The following is a 21263-nucleotide window of genomic DNA, read 5'->3' on the forward strand; positions in this document are numbered from 1 at the left end:
TTTCAAGAAGGCTTTGATTTTTTATCGTTTTGTAACATTTGTTAAAATATCAGGGAAGTAAGAATCTGATAAATGACCAAATTCATCACCACGCATGAAAATATTTCCATCAACTTCTGCAAAACTCTTTTTACCTGCTGCTGCTAAAAGCTCATTTGCGGCGTGTAATGTATTTTTATGAAAGTGATATACACGATCTGATTTATCGGTGACAACTAAACCTTTCATTAGCATTTTATTTTGAGTAGCAACTCCGGTAGGACATTCGTTATTATGACAACGCAATGCCTGAATACATCCCAGAGAAAACATGAAACCACGAGCACTATTACACATATCTGCACCTAATGCTATTGCATGCAAAATAGAATAACCGGAAATAATTTTTCCGCTTCCAATAACGCGCATTTTATCACGAATATTTAAACCAATCAATGTTTTGTTTACAAATATCAATGCAGGCTCAAATGGCATTCCAACGCCATCGGCAAATTCTAACGGAGCGGCTCCGGTTCCACCTTCGGCACCATCAATAGTGATAAAATCAGGATACGTATCTTCGGCAATCATTTCGTGACAAATAGCTTCAAATTCGGCAGTATTACCAATACACAATTTAAACCCAATAGGTTTTCCATTAGATAACTGACGCAATTGTGCTATAAAATGAATTAGTCCTTTACTGTCTGAAAATGCATGATGCCCGGGAGGAGAAAGAATCATAGTATGAGGTTCAACGCCTCTGATTTTAGCAATTTGTTTGGTGTTTTTAGCAGCAGGAAGTACTCCGCCATGTCCTGGCTTTGCACCTTGCGAAAGCTTAATTTCGATCATTTTTACGTTAGGAAGATTCGCTTTTTCCGAGAATTTTTCAGGGCTGAAATTTCCGTCGTTATCTCGGCATCCAAAATATCCTGTACCAATTTGCCACGTAATATCGCCACCACCAGCAAGATGAAATTCGGTTAAACCACCTTCTCCCGTATTTTGATAAAAGTTTCCTTTTTTAGCACCAATATTGATCGCGCGAACTGCATTTTCACTTAACGAACCAAAACTCATTGCAGAAACGTTGAATAAAGAAGCTGAATAAGGCTGCTTACAATCTTTTCCTCCAACTAACACGCGAGGCAATTCTTCGTTGACTTTTGCCGGAAAAATAGAATGTTTTATCCCTTCGTAACTGTCATGGTTAAGGTTTAGCTGAGTTCCGAAAGGTGTACTTGAATCGATATTTTTTGCTCTTTGGTACACTAAAGAACGCTGATTTCTTGAAAATGGTTTTCCATCAGTCGATCTTTCGATAAAATATTGCTGAATTTCAGGTGCAATCATTTCAAACAAATATCTGAAATAACCTAAAACTGGGAAATTTCTTAAAATGGCATGCTTTCTTTGAAGTATATTATAAACGCCAACAACTAATAAGATAGGAATAATAATAACGAGTAGAAAACCACGCTTGGTATAAAAATAAATTGTAACAACAATTATCAACAATAAGAATCCATAGATAAAGAATTTTTTTCTCATGTTTTTAAAAAATTTAATAATAATGTTTAATAATTAGTTGAATCGCAGGCGAACATAAACATGTTTGATGCCTTTCTTATCTGATTCCCTTTCGTCAATTTCCAGAATATCAGTCAGCGATTTTAGCATTGGCGTAAGCTTAGAAAAACCATAATTTCTAGGATCAAATTCGGGTTTTTTCTTTACGATTAAGTTCCCAACATCTCCTAAAAACGCCCAACCATCATCATCTTCAATGTCTTCAATGGTAGCTTCTATAAGTTCAATTGTTTGTTTGTCTATTTTATGTAGTGCTTTTTCGGCTGGTTTTTCAACAGGTTTTTTAGCATCGGCAGTAGCGGCAGTTTTAGGTTTTTTCTTTTGGATGGCTCCGTCGAGAACCTCAATATAAATAAATCGGTCACAGGCAACGATAAATGAATTTGGTGTTTTCTTTTCGCCAATACCAATTACTTTCATGCCGGATTCTCTTAATCTAATCGCCAGACGAGTAAAATCGCTATCACTGGAAACAATACAAAATCCGTCCAGTTTTCCTGAATAAAGTAAATCCATTGCATCGATAATCAAAGCAGAATCTGAGGAGTTTTTGCCAACGGTATAACTATATTGCTGAATTGGAGTAATTGCGTGTTCTAATAAAACTGCTTTCCATCCATTAGAATTAGGTTTGGTCCAGTCAGCATAAATACGTTTTGTGGTAGGTGTGCCAAATTTTGTTATTTCTTCCATCATGCCTTTTACATTACTATAAGGCACGTTATCGGCATCAATAAGAACGGCTAATTTGAGATCTTTTGAGTTGCTTAAAGCCATTATTTAAGTGTTAGAAAAATTAGTACTTCCAAAGGTAAAACTAAAATTGGTTTTTATTAGAATTTGATACTGAATAAGTGTTTTGTATATTATAAATTATTCTGGTTATAAATAAGAGTTTTTTTATAAAATCAATTAAAGATAAGTTTGTCTTTTAATATAGATTTAAATATCTTTGTATTAAATCAACAAATTTATCTATGTTTTCAAAAGCTTGTGAATACGGCATTAGGGCATCAATATTTATTGCGACTAAATCATCTGAAGGAATCAGGGTAGGAATAAAAGATGTCGCGAAAGAAATTGATTCGCCCGAACCTTTCACAGCCAAAATAATGCAGATTCTAACTAAAAGCGGAATTATAGAATCGGCAAAAGGAGTAGGAGGAGGATTTGAAGTTTCTGCAAATGCTGTAAAATCAATAAAACTCATTCAGATTGTTGATGCTATTGATGGAGACACTATATATAAAGGATGTGGAATTGGGTTGAAAGAATGTTCAGAATTAAAACCATGCCCTGTACATAATGAGTTTAAAAAAGTGCGACAACTACTTTTAGAAATGCTTACAAATACCACATTAGAACAATTAGCATCCGGAGTTTCAACCGGTGATTTTTTTCTTAAAATTAATGACAGCAAAATATAATATAATTTTAAATACATAGAAATGAATAAAAAAGTCAAGATTTCGATTGTGATGCTAATGGGATTTTTAGCAATTACATCTTGTGGAAAAAAAGAAGTTTCAGCAACAGAGCAACCAACTGAAGTAAATGAAACAACATCTGATGAAGGAGTAAAACCGGCAGTAAGCAATGTTTTAGTTATTGAAGGGAATGATCAAATGCAGTTTAGTACAAATGAATTAAGGGCTCAGGCTGGAAAACCAATCACTTTAACTTTAAAACATGTTGGTAAAATACCTAAAGAAGCAATGGGACATAACCTTGTTATTTTACAGGAAGGAACAGATGAAGCTGCTTTTGCATCTAAAGCAATTGCTGCCAGCGACACTGATTATATCCCGGCTTCAGAAAAAAGTTCGATTATTGCGCATACCAAATTACTTGGCGGAGGAGAAGAAGATACAATTGAATTTACTATAGATAAAAAAGGAACTTATAACTTTTTATGTACTTTTCCAGGTCATGTTTCTATGATGAAAGGTGTTTTAATTGTGGAATAAATAACAAACTCTAACGCTATTATGGCTTTAGAGTTTTTTAACAAACTAATAAAAGATAAATTTATCTTTTATTTTAAAATTGAGTATTAATTAATTATAATAAAAAAATGGAAGATTTAAAAAATAAAACAATTGGTTCATTTGTAGCTCAGGATTTTAGAACAGCAGCAGTTTTTACAAAATATCAAATCGATTTTTGCTGTAAAGGAAACAGAACGGTTAATGAGGTTTGCGAAAATCAGAATATTGATGCAAATGTATTATTGCAAAAAGTTTATGATATTTTAGAATCTGAAGATGGTAATACGATTGATTTTAATTCCTGGCCACTAGATTTACTGGCGGATTACATAGAGAAAACGCATCACCGTTATGTCGAAGATAAATCGACCGTTTTAATACAGTTTTTAGATAAGCTTTGTAAAGTCCATGGCGCTGCTCATCCGGAATTGTTTAAGATAAATGAATTGTTTACGGAATGTGCGGGTGAATTGTCACAACACATGAAAAAAGAAGAATTAATGCTGTTCCCTTTCATTAAAAGAATGGTGAAAACCAAAGAGTCTAATGGTGTTTTGACTCCGCCATCTTTTGGGACCGTATCTAATCCAATTGCGATGATGATGCAGGAACATAATAATGAAGGAGAAAGATTCAACGAAATAGCTGTTCTTACCAATAATTATACAGCACCAAGTGATGGATGTACAACTTATAAAGTAACATTTGCAATGCTAAAAGAATTTGAACAGGATTTGCATAAACATATTCATTTAGAAAATAATATCTTGTTTAATAAGGCAGTAATTCTGGAGGAAGAGTTTGCATAAGCTGAGAAACAAAATGAATATTTGAAAAGAAAATGTGCCTATATATCATTAAAATAATGATATATAGGCGCATTTTTTATTACAGTAAATAAATTATTTTAAGCTGATAAAAATGAAATTGTCATCTCAAATGAATTCGCAAAAAAGTTGGATTGTATGTTGTTTTCTTAATTTTTTGATAGCCTCAATTATGGGTTTGTTGATGCGGTATATGCACTTATTTCCTTTAAATTTAAACTACAGTTTTATACTTCATGCACATTCCCATATTGCCATGTTGGGATGGGCATATTTGATGATTTATGTTTTAATTGTTCGTTTTTTTATTCCGAAAGTAAAAAGAGAAAAACCATTTTATAACAGACTATTCTGGTTGACCGAATTTTCTGTTGTAGGTATGATGATTGCTTTTCCTATCCAGGGATATGCTTTGTTTTCAATCGTGTTTTCTACAATGCATATTATATTGAGTTATGTTTTTTGCCTGAGAATTTGGAGGGATTCTTCAGAGGAAAAAACAGAAGCACAAAAACTTTTATTTGTTGGGATTTCATGTATGGTTTTTTCCACTTTTGGAGTTTGGTGTCTGGGTCCGGCATTAAATATGTTGGGGAAACAAAGTCCTTTTTATCAAATTGCAATTCAGTTTTTCCTGCATTTTCAATTTAACGGATGGTTTTTATTTGCAGTTTTGGCTTTGTTTCTAAAACAATTTGAGGGCAAAATTGATAAAAGGGATTTTAAAATATTTTTCACCTTACTTATTACAGCAACACTTTTAACATTTGCATTTCCTGGAAGTTGGTATTTAAAAAATGGTCTGCTAAGTTGGATGAATGCTTTTGGAGTAATTTTACAAATGATTGCTTTTGTTTATTGCTGCAAAATGTTAAAACCTCAAATTAGTATTTTTAAATGTAATCTTGATATTCCCGCAAAAGCAGTTTATACATTAGCAATTTGCTCGTTATTTTTCAAAATAGCAATTCAATTATTAGTTTTAATTCCCGATTTAAACGAGGTTTCGCACCAGATTAGAAATCTTATAATTGGATTTATTCATTTAACGACGCTTGGGATTATTACTGGATTTTTATTTGGGATCTTGATTCAGAATAACCTGATTTCAGGAAAATCTTCTTTTGTTCGATTGGGAATAAAGTCTTTTATTTTAGGATATGTAATGACAGAATTTTTATTATTGCTACAGGGGATTTTCTTTTATTTTGAAAAAGGAATGATTTCCTATTATTATTATGAAAGCATTTTTCTAATGAGTATTTTTATTATTACAGGGCTAATTTTAATTCTATTGTCACTTTTTAAAATAAAAAAACAAGGGTTAATTAATTAAAATCCCCCCTGTTTTTTACAAATGAATTAACCTATTTAATTTTATCTGCTTCCAGATTTATTCTGTCCACTGTTTTATCATTGTTTACGCCTAAACCTTCTTGTTGGTAAATTAATTCGCCATCAGGATTAAAAACACTTATAATATTAGAATGTGAAAAATCCATAGGAGATATTTTTTTGTAATTAACGGCAAGAACCGCAGCAAATTCACGAGTATTTTCTTCGGTAGAACGCAAGAAGATCCACGAATTGCCTTCCATTTTATTTGTAATAGAAAAAGCTTTTAGTTTGTCCGGAGTATCTGTTTCGGGATCAATACTTACCAAAATAAGCTTTACATTTTTCTTAGTTTTTTCATTCAATCGGGATTCTATATTTCTCATATCTGCGACTAATTTTGGGCAAGCCGCTTTGCAAGTTGTATAAATCATCACCATAACCAGAACATTCCCTTTCAGGCTTTTTAGTTCAATACCTTTTCCGTCTTGATTCGTCCATTTTGAGGGTAAATTGTAAATCGATAAATCGGTGATTGGTTTGTTTATAGTATTTATTACAGTTTTATCTTTGGAATCTTTACAACTTTGAAGACTGAATATTAGAATCAAAATTGGAACTATTATTTTTTTCATTTTCTAAGAATTTAAAATTATTGACGTGTTGTTCTTGCGCATCTAAAACCTAAATTACGGGTTGAATATTGCGCTTTTAAGCTTCCTCTAAACGCGTACCGCATAAAAGCAGCATAATCCATGAGATCAGTTGCATTTACCGATGCGCCGCCGCAAAAAAGGTTTTTGTCTTCACTTTTATCTTTTCGGGATTCTCCGGATAAAAATATACTATTAAAGTCTTCTGTCCATTCCCATACCAATCCGTGCATGTCGTAAACTCCCCAATAGTTTTTGAATGTCTTGCCTATTGGATTTTCATACGTTTTTGATTTTTCATACCACGATAAAATGTATTTATTAAATTCGGTTTTAGTTCTGGCATCGATTCTTTTTTTATCCGCCATAGCAACATATTCCCATTCATCCATTGTAGGTAATCGTTTTCCCTGACATTCACAATATTTTTTGGCTGCAAACCATGAAACATTTGTTACTGGGGATTTTGGATTATCATTTCCAAAATCAAAATCAGATTTCCAATAGAACAGATAACTTTCATCGGCAAAAAGCGCTTTAATTTTAGACTTACTATAACTTGTGTTTTTTTTAATAAAAATCAAAAACTCACTATTAGTAATAGGGTAAACATCTAGAAAAAAGGGTTTTACAACGACAGGATTTTTTAATGTAGCTCCATAAAGAGGGACAAAAGAGCCTTCTTTTATCAGAACCATTTTCGATTCTTGCGCTCTTATCATTCCTGTAAAAGCGAAGAAAAGAAGAATTTTAAAAATGCGTTTGTGCATAATTTTGTTTTTATCTTAAGGCTTTTACCATTTCCGGAGTTACCTCAGTTTTATTATTTCCCCAGCTGTTATATATATAGGTCATAACATTCGCTATTTCATCATCAGATAAATTCTGGCTAGGCATAATATTATTGTATTTAATGCCATTTACCAGTACTTCACCGCTTAAGCCGTGTAAAATTGTTTTAATCGCTCGTTTTGAATCGGCATTTAAATAATCAGATTTTGCAAGAGGAGGGAAAGCGTTTGGTATTCCCTGACCTTCAGATTGATGACAGGCAAAACAGGTGGTGCTAAAAATTTCTTTTCCAATTTTAACCCTTTCAGCAACTGTTCTTTTTGGGTTTACCGTTTTTGCAGTTGCAGTAATTGGCATTTTCTGGATCGTTCCGCCTTCGGGTAAATAAATACCTTCCTGAATAGTTCCTGAATATATCTTTTTATTTTCTGCACCTTCAACTTTTAATATTCCTAATGCACCTTTATTAAATGCTCTAAAAATAGAATGGTCAACAATGATGAAATTTCCCGGAGTTTCTACTTTAAAATCCACAATTGCAGAACCTCCGGCAGGAATTAACGTAGTCTGAACATTTTTATTGATAAGATTTCCTCCTTCAACATGTACATTATCGAATATTTCGCCAATAACGTGAAAAGAAGAGACTAAGTTTGGACCGCCATTTCCAACAAATAACCTTACAGTTTCTCCCACTTTTGCGGTAAGTTCATTTCCGTTTGTCATTGAACCAACTTTTCCGTTAAATACAACATAATCAGGCGTTTCTTTCACCGCTTTATTCATATCAAAAGGCTGAAGACCTTTTTCTCCGTACTCACCCTGAGTATAAAAATCACCCTGCATAACGTAATATTCCTTGTCAACCGGAGGCAATCCACCTTCTGGTTCAACCAGAATTAAACCATACATTCCGTTAGCAATATGCATTCCCACAGGAGCTGTAGCGCAGTGATAAACATATAATCCTGGATTTATAACCTTAAAACTAAACACTTTTTCATGACCTGGCGCAACGAGTGACGATGTTGCTCCACCACCGGGACCGGTCACAGCGTGCAAATCAATATTATGCGGTAATTTGTTATCAGGATGGTTTTTAAGGTGAAATTCGACTTCATCACCTACGCGGGTTCTTATAAAACTTCCCGGAACAGATCCGCCAAATGTCCAATACATATATTTTACCCCATCGGTCATTGTTCCTTCTTGTTCCTTAATTTCCATGTTTACTTTAAGTTTCATGGCGGATCTTTTGCCAATAGGTTTAGGAACAAGTGGAGGAGCCGTAAGTTCGGCTTCCATTTCTCCATTTGTCACAATGTCACTGTAATGAGTTGATTGTTGTTCTTTTTTACATGCTGCAAAAAGTAGTGTTGCAAAGAATAAGCAAACAAGTGTTTTCATTTTTATTGATTTGCTAAATTTCATTTTCATAATAAATTGGTTTTATTTTAGTTTTAAATCTGAAGTAAATTTAAAAGACTAAATTGTCTTTTATTATGATAAAAGTCATATAAAGCTTATAAATTACGGACAAAATTAAACTTGTTCCGGTTATTTGCGTAAGTTTAATCTCTCAAATTAGCTTATTTTTTCATACATTTTTATGTGGGATAATTGATATTCAGAATATTTTTCAATAAAAATAAATGGCTAACTCTATTTTAGAATAATAATCATTATTTTTGCACGCTGTTTAAATTAAAATTATTACTTCAAAATATATTTATGGTAAAAGATTTATTCGAAAGAATTCAGAACAATAAAGGACCATTAGGAAAATGGGCTTCACAAGCTGAGGGTTATTTTGTATTCCCTAAATTAGAAGGTGAACTTGGTCCAAGAATGCAGTTTGGTGGAAAAAATATTTTAAATTGGAGTTTGAATGACTATTTAGGTCTTGCAAATCACCCTGAAGTTCGTCAGGCTGATATTGATGCGGCCACTCAGTTTGGTGCAGCTTACCCAATGGGAGCTCGTATGATGTCTGGTCACACAAAATATCATGAACAATTAGAAAATGAATTGGCTGAATTTGTAATGAAGCCGGCTGCATATTTATTGAATTTTGGATATCAGGGAATGGTTTCTACCATTGATGCTTTAGTTACTAAAAATGATATTATTGTTTATGATGTAGATTCGCACGCCTGTATTATTGATGGTGTACGTTTGCACATGGGGAAACGTTTTACATACAAGCACAATGACCTTGAAAGTATGGAAAAAAACCTGCAACGTGCTACTAAAATGGCGACAGAAACAGGTGGTGGAATTTTATTTATTACTGAAGGTGTTTTCGGAATGAGAGGACAACAAGGTAAATTAAGAGAAATTGTTGCTTTAAAAGAAAAATATAACTTCCGTTTATTAGTTGATGATGCACACGGTTTTGGTACACTTGGTAAAACAGGAGCCGGAGCAGGTGAGGAGCAGGGAGTTCAGGACGGAATTGATGTTTATTTCTCTACTTTTGCAAAATCAATGGCTAATATTGGAGCATTTATTGCTGCAGATAAAGACATTATCGATTACTTAAAATACAATTTACGTTCTCAAATGTTTGCAAAAGCATTACCAATGATTCAAACAATTGGATCTTTGAAACGTTTAGAGTTATTGCGTAATCACCCTGAATTAAAAGATAAACTTTGGGAAAACGTAAATGCATTGCAAAATGGTTTACGTTCAAGAAACTTCAACATTGGAGATACAAATACTTGCGTAACACCAGTTTATTTAGAAGGAAGTGTGCCGGAAGCAATGGTAATGGTAAATGATTTGAGAGAAAACTACGGTATTTTCTTGTCGATTGTAATTTATCCGGTAATTCCGAAAGGGATTATTTTGTTAAGAATGATTCCAACAACTTCTCATACATTATCTGATATTGATGAAACATTAGTTGCGTTTGAAGCAATTCGTGAGAAATTAGAAAACGGAACTTATAAAGAAATTGCAAGCAGAACTAAAGTTGATTTAGATGCTTAATTTCTAGAATATACATTCCTAATATGGGAATTATATAAAAAAATCCATTCGTTATACGAGTGGATTTTTTTTATTTAAAGTAATTTTATTCCACTAACCCAGTAAAAAAAATATTATGAAAAAATTATTCCCTATTTCAGTTATTATGTTAACTTTTTTTATTTCCTGTAAAAAAGATCAGGTAGCAGAACCTGTACAAATTCCGACAAACGCACCAAAAGAAGCTGAAATTGCAGTTCCTGCGGGCGATCAGTGTTTTGCATCGGCATCTAATAGTATTGCGATAAGTTTTAATGTAAATTCACATCAGGAAGTAAATGGAAAATTAACTTATAATATTTCAGGAAAAGATAAAAATGAAGGAACCTTAATTGGGAATATGAAAGGAGATACTTTAATTGCAGATTATACGTTTATGTCTGAAGGAGTTACATCTGTCAGAGAAGTTGCTTTTTTACAAAATGAAGGAACTTTTATTGAAGGATACGGAGATGTTGTTGATGCAAACGGAAAAGTATCTTTTAAAGATAAATCGAAATTGAAATTTGATCAGACAAACACTTTAGTTAAAGTGGATTGTAAAGCAGAATAAATTTAAGCCGAATAAAGAATATACGCCGAATAAAAAATCCATTCGTTTTGGGGACGAATGGATTTTTTTATTTTATAAAGGAAGTCATTCTGTAAACTGAAACTGTAAACTGAATACTTTCTTTTAAAGGTATTTCAAGTACGTTTTTCTCTGACAGTGAATCTTCGGATCAAAGTTTTTCCATAATAAATGAATTGCAGTATTCTCTGCTAATTCCGGAGTTCTAATACAAGTTTGGATTCCTTTCTCAGAAAAAGTTTTAAAATATTCATCGAAAATGATCGCAGTAACACCTTTATTTTGATAATCAGGATGAACTCCGATAAGGTAGAAAACAACATCTTTACTCTTTTTTCTGGCTCTTAATAAATGGATGAATCCAAAAGGGAAAAGCTTTCCTTTCGCTTTTTGTAAAGCCTCAGAAAAACTAGGCATTACGATACTAAAAGCAACTAATTTATCATCTTTATCAACAACAAATTTGATGTATTCCGGATTAATAAAACTGATATATTTCTTTTTGAAATACTCTTTCTGAACATCTGAAATGGCGACAAACGAAGCTAACTTAGCATAAGATTCATTAAATAAATCAAACATTTTGTCCACGTGTGGCATAATGTCTTTTGTTTTAGTGAAAGTCAGGGAACGTAAGCCATATCTTTTCTTGATTAACTCCTGCGCTTTAAGGAAAAATTCAGGTTTTACATTCGAAAAAGGGAATATACTTTCGATATATTCTTTCTCCACCTGAAAGCCCAATTGCTCAAAATGAGTTACATAATAAGGATTATTGTACCATGTAATCATAGTTCCCATTTGGTCATAACCTTCAGTAAGAACACCAACTTTATCCAGGTTTGAAAATCCCATTGGACCTTCGGCGTGTTCCAGATTATGCTGTCTGCCCAATTCATAAACTTTTTCTAATAAAGCTTTCGTAACTTCAATATCATCAATAACATCAAACCATCCAAAACGGACTTTTCTTTTGTGCTGATTATTTACTTCAGCCCAATTGATAATAGCGGTAATTCGCCCAACAATTTCATTGTCTTTGTATGCAATGTAAAAATAGGCTTCGGCATTATCAAAAGCGGGATTTTTAGTTTTATCAAAAGATTCTAATTCATCTGCAATAATAGGCGGAACCCAATATGGATTGTCTTTATAAAGTGAAAATGGAAATTTGATATAATCTGTTAATTCCTTTTTTGTTTTGGCTTCTTTAATTGTAATCATTAAGATTCTGTATGTAAATATCTCCCTAGAGAAGTTTGTAATTAATATTTATTCGTATTTTGCTTTACGTTTTCTTTCTTTTTCCTGATAATCGATTTCTCTTTGTTCCATCTCATTATCCTTATTCTTTTTTGCTTTTTCAGTCTTTTTAAATTCCATTTGTTTCTCTTTATAACTTGCGTCATAACGCCATGAAACTCCAACTCCTCCGTACAAAACAGAAGGTGTATTTTTAAAATTCGTACTTATAGAAGCATCAACCTGAAGGTCTGGACTGATTAAATAAGCTGCTCCGCCACGAACAATAGCGTCGCTGTAAAAATCGCTTTTGTAACCTTGATTTTCAACAAACCCCGACCATTTATTGTTAAATCCGTGAGTTAAAGTTAAAACATAACCATAACTAGGATAGTCAGTTGTGATATAATCAGCGATAATATTAGTTACAAAAACCCATTTTCCGCCACCAAAAAGATTTTGAGTAATCAGCATGATTTTTGGGGAAATACTTGATTCCGGCGAGAACGCATAAGGATTATCAGCACCCACAAAATTTGCTCCTGCAAACACAGAAACTGCAGGAATTAATTCATGCCAGTTAAAACTATGATTGGCTTTGTAGCTGTAGATGTTTGCTTCTTTTTTATAGTCTTTATAAGGATCGTAAATTAAATATTTAGCTCCCAAAACTGTTTGTCTAAAGTTGTTTTTTTTATAACTTGTATAAGGCGTATCAAAATTTTCCATTTGGTATTGCACATCCAGAATAAATTCAAGTTTTTCAAGAAATGCACCGTAGCGCAATGTTAAATCAGTTCCAAAGCCGCTGCCGTCATAATCAAGTAAATCGTGTTTTTCCTTGATGCCGTAAACACCAAGTTCTGCCTGAATTACAGATTTTCCTACTGCATAAGCAGACATTGTTTCACCAGGACGATTGGAGTTGATTACATCAGTATACTGAGCGAAAAAAAATTGAGGAACCAGACAAAGAGCTGTAATAAAAAAGTTTTTATTTTTTAACATAAACATGTTTTTGGATTAAAAAGTAATAACGCATTTCAAATGTACTATATTTTATTATTTATTTAAGATTGATATTTTAATTTTAAACAATGGATTTATTAATTTTGGAAAAAAATTATATGATCATGCAAGAAGCATCTTTTACAAATTTGTTTAAAACGATAATGTGGATTATTGTGTTTTATTATATTTTTAAATTTTTAGCTAAAATCTTTTTACCGGTATTGGTAAAAAAAGCGGTTGAAAAAGCAGGTGAAAATTTTCAGAGACAACAACAATACAGTCAGGGCAATACATGGCAAAATACACGTTCAAATAAGGATGAAATAGTCATTGATACAGCCAATGCAAAAAAACCTCGCGAAACCAAAAAGGTTGGCGATTATGTTGATTACGAAGAAATAGATTAAGTTTGTGTCCTAGATTGTAGGATTCATCATTTAACCAAACCAGCCTAAATTGAAAATAGTAAATAAATTCTATCCGCATGCCCTTGTTATATTGGGTTTTATTCTCGTTTCTTTAATTTATTTTTATCCTGTTTTACAAGGAAAACAAATATTCCAGTCGGATATTGCTCAATATACCGGAATGGCAAAAGAGCAAAATGATTTTAGAGCTACAGAACATTCTGAACCATATTGGACAAATTCAGCTTTTGGCGGAATGCCAACATATCAGTTAGGTGCAAATTATCCTAATGATTATGTGGGTAAAATAGATGATGCTTTACGTTTTTTACCGCGTCCTGCTGATTATTTGTTTTTATATTTCTTAGGATTCTACGGATTACTACTGGTTTTAAAAACAGATCCTTTAAAAGCATTTATTGGCGCAATTGCCTTTGGTTTTTCTACCTATTTAATTATTATACTTGGAGTTGGTCATAATGCAAAAGCCCATGCAATTGCTTATATGCCACTTGTTATTGCCGGATTTATGCTGGTTTTCCAGAAAAAATATATTTGGGGAGGATTACTCACCATGTTTGCGGTTGCGTTAGAAATTAATGCAAACCACTTTCAAATGACCTATTATTTATTGATTTTCTTATTGATATTATTAGGTTATTTTGCGTTTAATTTTATCAAACAAAAAGAATACAAATCGCTTTTAACCGCTATTGGAGTTTTGGCTGCAGCCGGAATTTTTGCCATTGGATCAAATGCCACTAACTTAATGGCGACCAGTGAATATGCAAAGTTTAGTACACGTAGTAACAGCGAATTGACTTTTAATCCTGACGGATCTAAAAAGGTGAATGAAAACGCTTTAAGCCGTGAATATATCACAGAATACAGTTACGGAATCCCTGAAAGTTTTAACTTAATTGCTCCAAGACTTTTTGGAGGTTCAAATCATGAAAATGTAGGAACTGATAGCCGTATGTATGCCTTTATGCTGGAGCAGGGAGTTCCCTCAGAACAAGCTCAGGATTTTGTATCAGGAATGCCAACGTATTGGGGAGATCAGCCTATTGTTGCAGCTCCTGCGTATATTGGGGTTGTGGTTTTCTTTTTGGGAGTTTTGGCATTATTTATTGATGACAGAAAAATAAAATACGTATTTCTTTCAGGAGCATTAGTTGCATTAGTGCTTTCATGGGGAAAAAACTTCCCGTTATTAACTGACTTTTTTATCGATTATATTCCTATGTACGATAAGTTTAGAGCAGTTTCATCCATTCAGGTTATTCTTGAATTGTGTTTTCCTGTTTTGGCTATTATGGGATTACAATCTTTCTTTAAAGCTAAAGATGAACCTAAAATTCAGCAGAAAGCGCTTGTACAAACAGGAGTTTTTGGTTTAGGAGTTATCGTGATTTTAGTATTTGCTAAAAGCATGTTTCACTTTACAGGAAGTAACGATAATTATTTCTTAGACAGTTACGGACCAGCTTTTGTTGATGCTTTGAAGGAAGACAGAATGACTTTATATTCTGCTGATTTATTGCGTTCAGGATTTTTTATTGTATTGACTTTTGGGATTTTATGGTTGTTTGTTAAAAATAAATTAGCTCAAAATACCACTTTGATTATTGTTGGTTTATTAATGATTTTCGATTTGTTTTTTGTGGATAAAAAATATGTTTCGGCAAAAGATTTTGTGAGCCCGGTACAAATTGCAGCTCCATTTCAGGAAACACCTGCTGATGCTCAGATATTAAAAGATACAACACATTACAGGGTTTTTGAAGTAAGCGGAAACATGTCCAGCGCACGTGCCTCTTATTTTCACCATTCTTTAGGTGGATATCACGCAGCAAAACCAAGAAGAATTCAGCAGTTATTTGATTATCAGATTGCAAAAAACAACATGGAAGTTTTAGACATGTTGAATATCAAATACATCATTCAAACGGATAAAGAAGGAAAAGAATTTCCAACTGTAAATCCAAATACAAACGGAAATGCATGGTTTGTAAGTGCAGTAAAACTGGTAAATAAACCAGATGATGTAATGAAAGCTTTAGATCATCTTGATACTAAAAAAGTGGCTGTTTTCAATGTTCGTGAACACGAAGGCAAGTTTAGAAATGCCCGTTTAAAGAAACAATGGGACACAACCGGAACAATACAAGTTGTACAATATAAACCAAATTATATCAAATATAAATCAGATAATGCAAAAGATGGTTTAGCTGTTTTTTCTGAGATATATTATAAAAACGGATGGAATGCTTATGTTGATGGTAAATTGACAGACCATTTTCCTGTTGATTACGTTTTAAGAGCAATGGAAGTTCCCGGTGGTAAACATACTATCGAATTTAAATTTGAACCACAAGTTGTAAAAACCGGAAGCACAATAACTTTAATAAGTTCAATTGGAATGTTATTGCTTTTCATTGGAGGGATTTATTTTGAAAGAAAGAAGTCTGTTAAACAGTCACAGTAATCAGTTTCAGTTTCTAACTCTACGAATCTTCGTGAAATCTTTGCGACACTTGGTGAAAGAATAATTTCGCAGAGAGGCACAAAAATTTCACAGAGATACACAAAAGAATCTTTAAAAATCTTTGCGAAACTTTGCGGGAACTTTGTGAGTCTCTGTGAAACCGAATAAATCGAATGGAACAAAAAAAACTCTTAATCATTACCTATTATTTTCCACCTGCCGGAGGTCCGGGCGTACAGCGTTGGTTGAAATTTGTAAAGTATTTACCTGACTTTGGTATTCAGCCAATAGTTTATGTTCCTGAAAATCCAACTTATCCAATAGTTGATGAAGGATTGGTGAGTCAAATTTCTGAAAAAGCAATTGTTCTGAAAAATAAAATTTGGGAACCTTATCAATTGGCTTCGATATTTTCGAAAAACAAAACAAAGAAAATCAGTTCCGGAATTTTTCCTCACAAGAAAAAGCAGACTTTTTTAGACAAAACATTCCTCTGGATCCGTGGAAATTTATTTATTCCGGATGCACGTGTTTTTTGGGTGAAACCATCTGTAGAATATCTTGAAAAATATATTAGAGAAAATAATATCGATACAATTGTAACTTCGGGACCGCCGCACAGTTTGCATTTGATTGGTTTGGAATTAAAAGAAAAACTAAACGTAAAATGGTTTGCTGATTTTCGGGATCCGTGGACAACGATTGGTTATCATAAAGTATTGCGTTTATCAAATTATGCTGCTAAAAAGCATAAAAATCTTGAATATAAAGTATTAAATACTGCCGATATCATTATTGTAACCAGTAAAACTACTAAAACCGAATTTCAGGCGATTACAAATAAACCAATTTCGGTAATTACAAACGGTTATGATAGTGAAAATGTCGAGAAGCAAACTTTAGATACTAAATTTACGCTGGCACATATTGGTTCTTTTTTATCCGATAGAAACCCTCAGTTTTTATGGGAATGTTTAGTAGAATTACTTCATGAAATCCCTGATTTTAAATCCCATTTAGAAATTAAATTAATTGGCGCGGTAAGTCAGGAAGTGCTTGATTCGATTGCTGAATTTAAGCTGAATAACTATCTAAATCTTTTGGGATATGTTTCACATCATGAAGCAATTGCGCATCAAAAAAAATCTCAGGTTTTACTTTTAATAGAGATTAATTCTGAAGATACTAAAAGTATCATTCCAGGTAAATTGTTTGAATATATGGTGTCAAATCGCCCCATTATTGCCATTGGTCCTAATGGTTCTGATTTTGCAGATATAATAACGGAGACAAATACAGGAGTATTTTTTGATTATTCTGAAAAAGCGAAATTAAAAAGTGTAATTTTGGACTTTTATAATCAGTTTTTGGAAGGAAAATTACAGTCTAATGGTGCGGGTTTGCAACAATATTCAAGAAAAAACCTGACCAAACAATTAGCGCTCCTAATTAACGGATAAGTGCAAAAATCTAAAATCTAAAATCTAAACTCAAATATGGGTATTGTTTTAAATCAGTCCTTCAAAAATACAATTATTACTTATATAGGTTTCGCTATTGGAGCCATTAATACACTTTATTTATATCCCGTTTTTTTAGGTGCAACTTATTATGCTTTAACAAATTATATACTTTCCGCAGCTAACGTTATTATGCCTTTGTTCGCTATCGGAATGCAAAATACACTTGTAAAATTTTATTCCCAATATAAAACAGAAGAGGAAAGAGAGCAATTTCTATCCTTTACAGCACTGTTTCCAATCTTAATGTGTATTCCGTTAGGAATTATTGGTATTTTCTTTTTTGATGATATTACAGCTTTTGTTTCTAAGGAAAATCCAGTAGTAAAAGAGTTTATGCTACTTATTCCGTTTATCGGAATTTGTATGGCTTATTTTGAGATATTTTATGCGTGGGCGAGAGTTCATATGTATTCGGTTTTTGGCAACTTTATAAAAGAAGTAGGACTTAGATTATTTTCTACTTTTGCATTAATTGGTTTATATTTTCATTGGATTACATTAGTAGGATTTGTTTATGTAACAGCTGTAATTTATTTTATTGCATTTTTAGTTACTATGTTTTATGCTTTTTATGTCAAAAAACCGAAGTTTCAGATCAATATTCCTAAGAATGTAAAAGATGTAATGGAATATACTTTTTTCATTATTTTATCAGGAAGTGTTGCTAATTTACTTTTAGATGGTGACAAATTGATGCTGAACCAATATATGAAAATCGAAAATATCGCATATTATTCGGTTGCAACCTATATTGCATTGGTAATTTCAGTTCCAAGTCGTGCAATGCATCAAATTGTATATCCTATTACAGCAAAATTGATGCATGAAAACAAACATGACGAACTTAATTTACTGTATAAAAAAACGTCTATCAACTTGCAAATGGTTGGCGGTTTTGTAATGCTTTGCATTTTTGTCAATATTACTCAATTATATGAATTGGTGCCCAAAGAATACAGCGGAGGAATATCAGTTGTATTTATGATTGGAATATCTAAATATTTTGATTTGATTTTAGGTAATAATAACGCTATTATTTTTAATACTAAATATTACCGAATGGTATTGTATTTAGGGTTATTATTAGTATTCCTGACAATTGTACTGAACATGATTTTTATTCCAATTTTCGGAATTTTCGGTTCTGCTTTTGCCACGTTGTTATCTATTACTTTATACAGTTTGGCAAAGTTGCTTTTTGTAGTTAAAAAACTAGATTTATACCCGTTTTCAAAACAAACAGTTCATTCAATAGTATTAACCTTTGCATTGTTTCTATTGTTTTATTTCTGGGAATTTCCTTTTTATCAATTGATAAGTATTGCTTTAAAATCAATTTTAGTAACTATTTTATACGTGTATTTAAATTATAAGTTTAATATTTCACCGGATATTAATAAAGTAATTGATATGCTTTTAAGAAAAGTAGGAATTAAAATTTAGTACGATTTTATTGAGAAATCAAAAGTAAATTAAATTTAAATCTATTTTGTTTTTATATTTGTTAGTAAGGATAACCAACTTATAGCTAACAGAATATGAAAAAGAAATTACTTTGTTTTTTAATTTTCTTCATTGTTTTATTTTTTCAGTTTGCATTTGCTCAAAGTGAGAATCCGCAGATTTCAAAACCTGAACTTAAATTAAAAGGATATCCTGTAGTTCCTTTCAAGGATACACTTTTTTATGTCTACAATAAAGTGGGGTCTTTTTCGGCAGAAAACAGAGCAAAAGCAATCACAGAAAAAATAAGAAAACTGTATGAAGAATCTTTTTTTGAAAAAGATTCTATTTCAGTTGCACCTTCAGATATTTCTCAGGATATTATCTATAAAAATGATTTTGTGATCATGTCAATTTTAGAAGTTGATGCAAAAGCCGAAAATCAAACAGTTGGTTTTATCGCCAAACGAAATTTACAACTCATAAAAAGAGCGATCATTTATCAAAATGAAAATTATTCGATGCTGCCAAAAAGACTTGGATATACAGCATTATTGATCTTGATTATTGGAGTAGTCTTATATTTTGTGGGTAAAATTTTTAACAGAATAAGATTTCACCTTCTTAAAAACAGCGATAAATATTTTAAAGGATTTAATTATAATAATATCAATATTCTTTCGCCACAAAAGCAGCAATCTATGATTATGCGATTGTACAGCTTTATAAAAGGTATTACTTTAATCTTGATTGTTTATCTGTCGCTGCCTTTATTATTTAGTATTTTCCCCGCTACAGAAGCATATACTACAACATTATTACGATGGATTCTTACTCCGGCTAAATTAGCCATTATGGGATTTGTTGGTTTCTTACCAAGTTTGGTCACGATTATTGTCATCATTATTATTTTTAAATATGCCATAAAAATAATCAGGTTCTTTTTTGATGAAATTAAAAAAGAGAATATTAAAATTGATGGTTTTTACAGTGATTGGGCAATGCCAACATTCAATATTATCAGATTTTTATTGCTGGCTTTTATGGTAGTGATTATTTTTCCTTATTTACCAGGATCAGATTCACCAATATTTAAAGGCGTTTCGGTATTTGTTGGGATTTTGTTTTCGTTAGGTTCATCAAATGCGATTGCCAATATGGTTGCGGGATTAGTCATTACTTATATGCGCCCGTTTAAAATTGGTGATTTTATAAAAATTGGCGATGTAAGCGGAGAAGTTATTGAAAAAACAGCTTTAGTTACGAGAATCAGAACTCCGAAATTTGAAGATATTACAATCCCAAATGCGACAGTTTTGTCCAGTACCTCAACAAACTATTCGTCAAATACAAAACAGGTCAACAACGGTTTATTAATTCATACAACTGTTACAATAGGTTATGATGTTCCGTGGGCAGCTATTTATAAAGCTTTAATAGAAGCAGCATTAAATACAGAAATGGTAGAAAAAACGCCATTACCTTTTGTTTTACAAACCAGTTTAGATGATTTTTATGTTTCGTATCAAATTAATGTTTATACGAAACAACCCACAAAGCAACCACTGATTTATTCTTCATTACATCAAAATATTCAGGATTCATTTAATTTGGCCGGAATCGAAATTATGTCGCCGCATTACAATGCAGTCAGGGACGGAAATAGTACTACAATTCCTGAAAGTTATTTGAAAGATGATTACGAAGCTCCATCATTTAATATAAAAAAGGAAAAATAGGAGTATTAAATGTGCTATTAATCTTAAAAAATTTAACAGTTGTTGTTTTGCAGTTAATTTTATAAAAATTAACTTTAACTAAGAATTTGACAACACATCGCTTTTTAACATAAAAAATATCTTACTTAATACAATAAATGCGAGTAAAGTACTGTTCTTAGGATGATAACGCTTTACAAAAAAATAAAAATTTGTAAAGTAAATGTAGTAGTATTTGGATTAATTTTTAATGAATGATTATGAAAAACAATGAACTGAGTCAGGAGCAAAGCTTACAAGTGTTCTCTAATATGATATCCCACAAAGTTCATAACGGATTTACATTAGAAGAAAGAAATGATGAATTCCTTTTTGCAGTTCTTTCTAAAGGAGGAAAAGTAGTCAATCATGGTTTAAATTTTATCATTTTTTGTCTAACCTTAGGATTGTGGTCATTTGCATGGCTTTATCTAACGGTTGAGGCTTCAAAACAAAAAAAAGTATTAGTTGCCATTGATGAAGATGGTTTCCCTTTTGAAGAAAGATGTTTAGTTGCTTAACAAAATTTAAATCACAAACGAAAAATTCCAAATTCCAATAATCATGTTATTGGAATTTGGAATTTTTTTATTTATAGTATGTCAGGCTTATGAAATGTGC

General features: G+C 32.1%; 19 protein-coding genes. 12 read left to right on the forward strand and 7 right to left on the reverse strand.

Translation table 11 applies throughout. The features are described from left to right. Nucleotides 1-21: 21 nt before the first annotated feature. A complete protein-coding gene (locus KHA90_RS08595) occupies nt 22-1533 on the reverse strand; it encodes an FMN-binding glutamate synthase family protein (RefSeq protein ID WP_213297872.1) in 1512 nt (503 codons plus the stop codon). 33 nt (nt 1534-1566) lie between these two features. Further along, on the reverse strand, nt 1567-2349 hold the full coding sequence (locus KHA90_RS08600; protein WP_213297876.1) for an NYN domain-containing protein: 783 nt from the start codon (nt 2347-2349) through the stop codon (nt 1567-1569). A gap of 200 nt (nt 2350-2549) precedes the next feature. Here KHA90_RS08600 and KHA90_RS08605 point away from each other — a divergent pair, with 200 nt between their 5' ends. From KHA90_RS08605 to KHA90_RS08620, 4 genes are all read left to right on the forward strand, one after another. After that, nucleotides 2550-2999 carry an RrF2 family transcriptional regulator gene (locus tag KHA90_RS08605; RefSeq protein WP_213297891.1) on the forward strand — a complete coding sequence of 150 codons (450 nt, stop codon included), beginning with the start codon at nt 2550-2552 and terminating at the stop codon, nt 2997-2999. A gap of 21 nt (nt 3000-3020) precedes the next feature. Next, entirely contained in the window at nt 3021-3539 is a 519-nt protein-coding gene (gene azu / locus KHA90_RS08610; protein WP_213297894.1) for an azurin, read from the forward strand. A gap of 107 nt (nt 3540-3646) precedes the next feature. Next, complete coding sequence (gene ric, locus KHA90_RS08615) at nt 3647-4369, forward strand: iron-sulfur cluster repair di-iron protein (protein WP_213297897.1); 723 nt, start codon at nt 3647-3649, stop codon at nt 4367-4369. A 211-nt stretch (nt 4370-4580) separates the two neighbouring features. Beyond that, nucleotides 4581-5723, forward strand: coding sequence for a hypothetical protein (locus tag KHA90_RS08620; RefSeq protein WP_244860276.1), 1143 nt, complete (start codon nt 4581-4583; stop codon nt 5721-5723). 31 nt (nt 5724-5754) lie between these two features. Here KHA90_RS08620 and KHA90_RS08625 read toward each other — a convergent pair whose 3' ends face one another. Genes KHA90_RS08625 through nirK form a run of 3 tightly spaced genes read right to left on the reverse strand, consistent with a single transcriptional unit; the run spans nt 5755 to nt 8574 of the window. Further along, entirely contained in the window at nt 5755-6357 is a 603-nt protein-coding gene (locus KHA90_RS08625) for an SCO family protein (RefSeq protein ID WP_213297903.1), read from the reverse strand. Between the two features lie 17 nt (nt 6358-6374). Beyond that, nucleotides 6375-7145 carry a formylglycine-generating enzyme family protein gene (locus tag KHA90_RS08630; protein ID WP_213297906.1) on the reverse strand — a complete coding sequence of 257 codons (771 nt, stop codon included), beginning with the start codon at nt 7143-7145 and terminating at the stop codon, nt 6375-6377. Nucleotides 7146-7155: 10 nt separating this feature from the next. Further along, nucleotides 7156-8574 (reverse strand): copper-containing nitrite reductase, encoded by a 1419-nt coding sequence (nirK, locus tag KHA90_RS08635; protein ID WP_244860277.1) that lies wholly within the window; start codon nt 8572-8574, stop codon nt 7156-7158. 324 nt (nt 8575-8898) lie between these two features. On the opposite strand from nirK, the gene KHA90_RS08640 reads away from it, so the two are divergent. Beyond that, entirely contained in the window at nt 8899-10161 is a 1263-nt protein-coding gene (locus KHA90_RS08640; RefSeq protein WP_213297909.1) for an aminotransferase class I/II-fold pyridoxal phosphate-dependent enzyme, read from the forward strand. A gap of 115 nt (nt 10162-10276) precedes the next feature. Further along, nucleotides 10277-10753 (forward strand): hypothetical protein, encoded by a 477-nt coding sequence (locus KHA90_RS08645; protein ID WP_213297912.1) that lies wholly within the window; start codon nt 10277-10279, stop codon nt 10751-10753. 123 nt (nt 10754-10876) lie between these two features. Here KHA90_RS08645 and KHA90_RS08650 read toward each other — a convergent pair whose 3' ends face one another. Continuing rightward, complete coding sequence (locus KHA90_RS08650) at nt 10877-11995, reverse strand: GNAT family N-acetyltransferase (protein WP_213297915.1); 1119 nt, start codon at nt 11993-11995, stop codon at nt 10877-10879. Between the two features lie 48 nt (nt 11996-12043). Continuing rightward, nucleotides 12044-13021, reverse strand: a complete 978-nt coding sequence (locus KHA90_RS08655; protein WP_213297917.1) for a transporter — start codon at nt 13019-13021, stop codon at nt 12044-12046. A gap of 89 nt (nt 13022-13110) precedes the next feature. Between KHA90_RS08655 and KHA90_RS08660 the strand changes: the two genes are divergently transcribed. The 6 genes from KHA90_RS08660 to KHA90_RS08685 all read left to right on the forward strand — a co-directional run bounded on the left by KHA90_RS08660 (nt 13111) and on the right by KHA90_RS08685 (nt 21163). Next, a complete protein-coding gene (locus tag KHA90_RS08660; RefSeq protein ID WP_244860278.1) occupies nt 13111-13431 on the forward strand; it encodes a DUF4834 family protein in 321 nt (106 codons plus the stop codon). Between the two features lie 49 nt (nt 13432-13480). After that, on the forward strand, nt 13481-15919 hold the full coding sequence (locus KHA90_RS08665) for a YfhO family protein (protein WP_213297920.1): 2439 nt from the start codon (nt 13481-13483) through the stop codon (nt 15917-15919). Between the two features lie 173 nt (nt 15920-16092). Continuing rightward, the gene (locus KHA90_RS08670; RefSeq protein WP_213297923.1) at nt 16093-17379 is read left to right on the forward strand and encodes a glycosyltransferase family 4 protein; all 1287 of its coding nucleotides are present in this window, start codon (nt 16093-16095) and stop codon (nt 17377-17379) included. Between the two features lie 36 nt (nt 17380-17415). Further along, nucleotides 17416-18885, forward strand: coding sequence for an oligosaccharide flippase family protein (locus tag KHA90_RS08675; protein ID WP_213297926.1), 1470 nt, complete (start codon nt 17416-17418; stop codon nt 18883-18885). A 95-nt stretch (nt 18886-18980) separates the two neighbouring features. Next, a complete protein-coding gene (locus tag KHA90_RS08680) occupies nt 18981-20624 on the forward strand; it encodes a mechanosensitive ion channel family protein (protein ID WP_213297929.1) in 1644 nt (547 codons plus the stop codon). Between the two features lie 239 nt (nt 20625-20863). Beyond that, entirely contained in the window at nt 20864-21163 is a 300-nt protein-coding gene (locus KHA90_RS08685) for a hypothetical protein (protein WP_213297932.1), read from the forward strand. Nucleotides 21164-21263 lie beyond the last annotated feature (100 nt).

This window comes from Flavobacterium psychroterrae (genome assembly GCF_018380615.1).
Lineage (GTDB): Bacteria > Bacteroidota > Bacteroidia > Flavobacteriales > Flavobacteriaceae > Flavobacterium > Flavobacterium psychroterrae.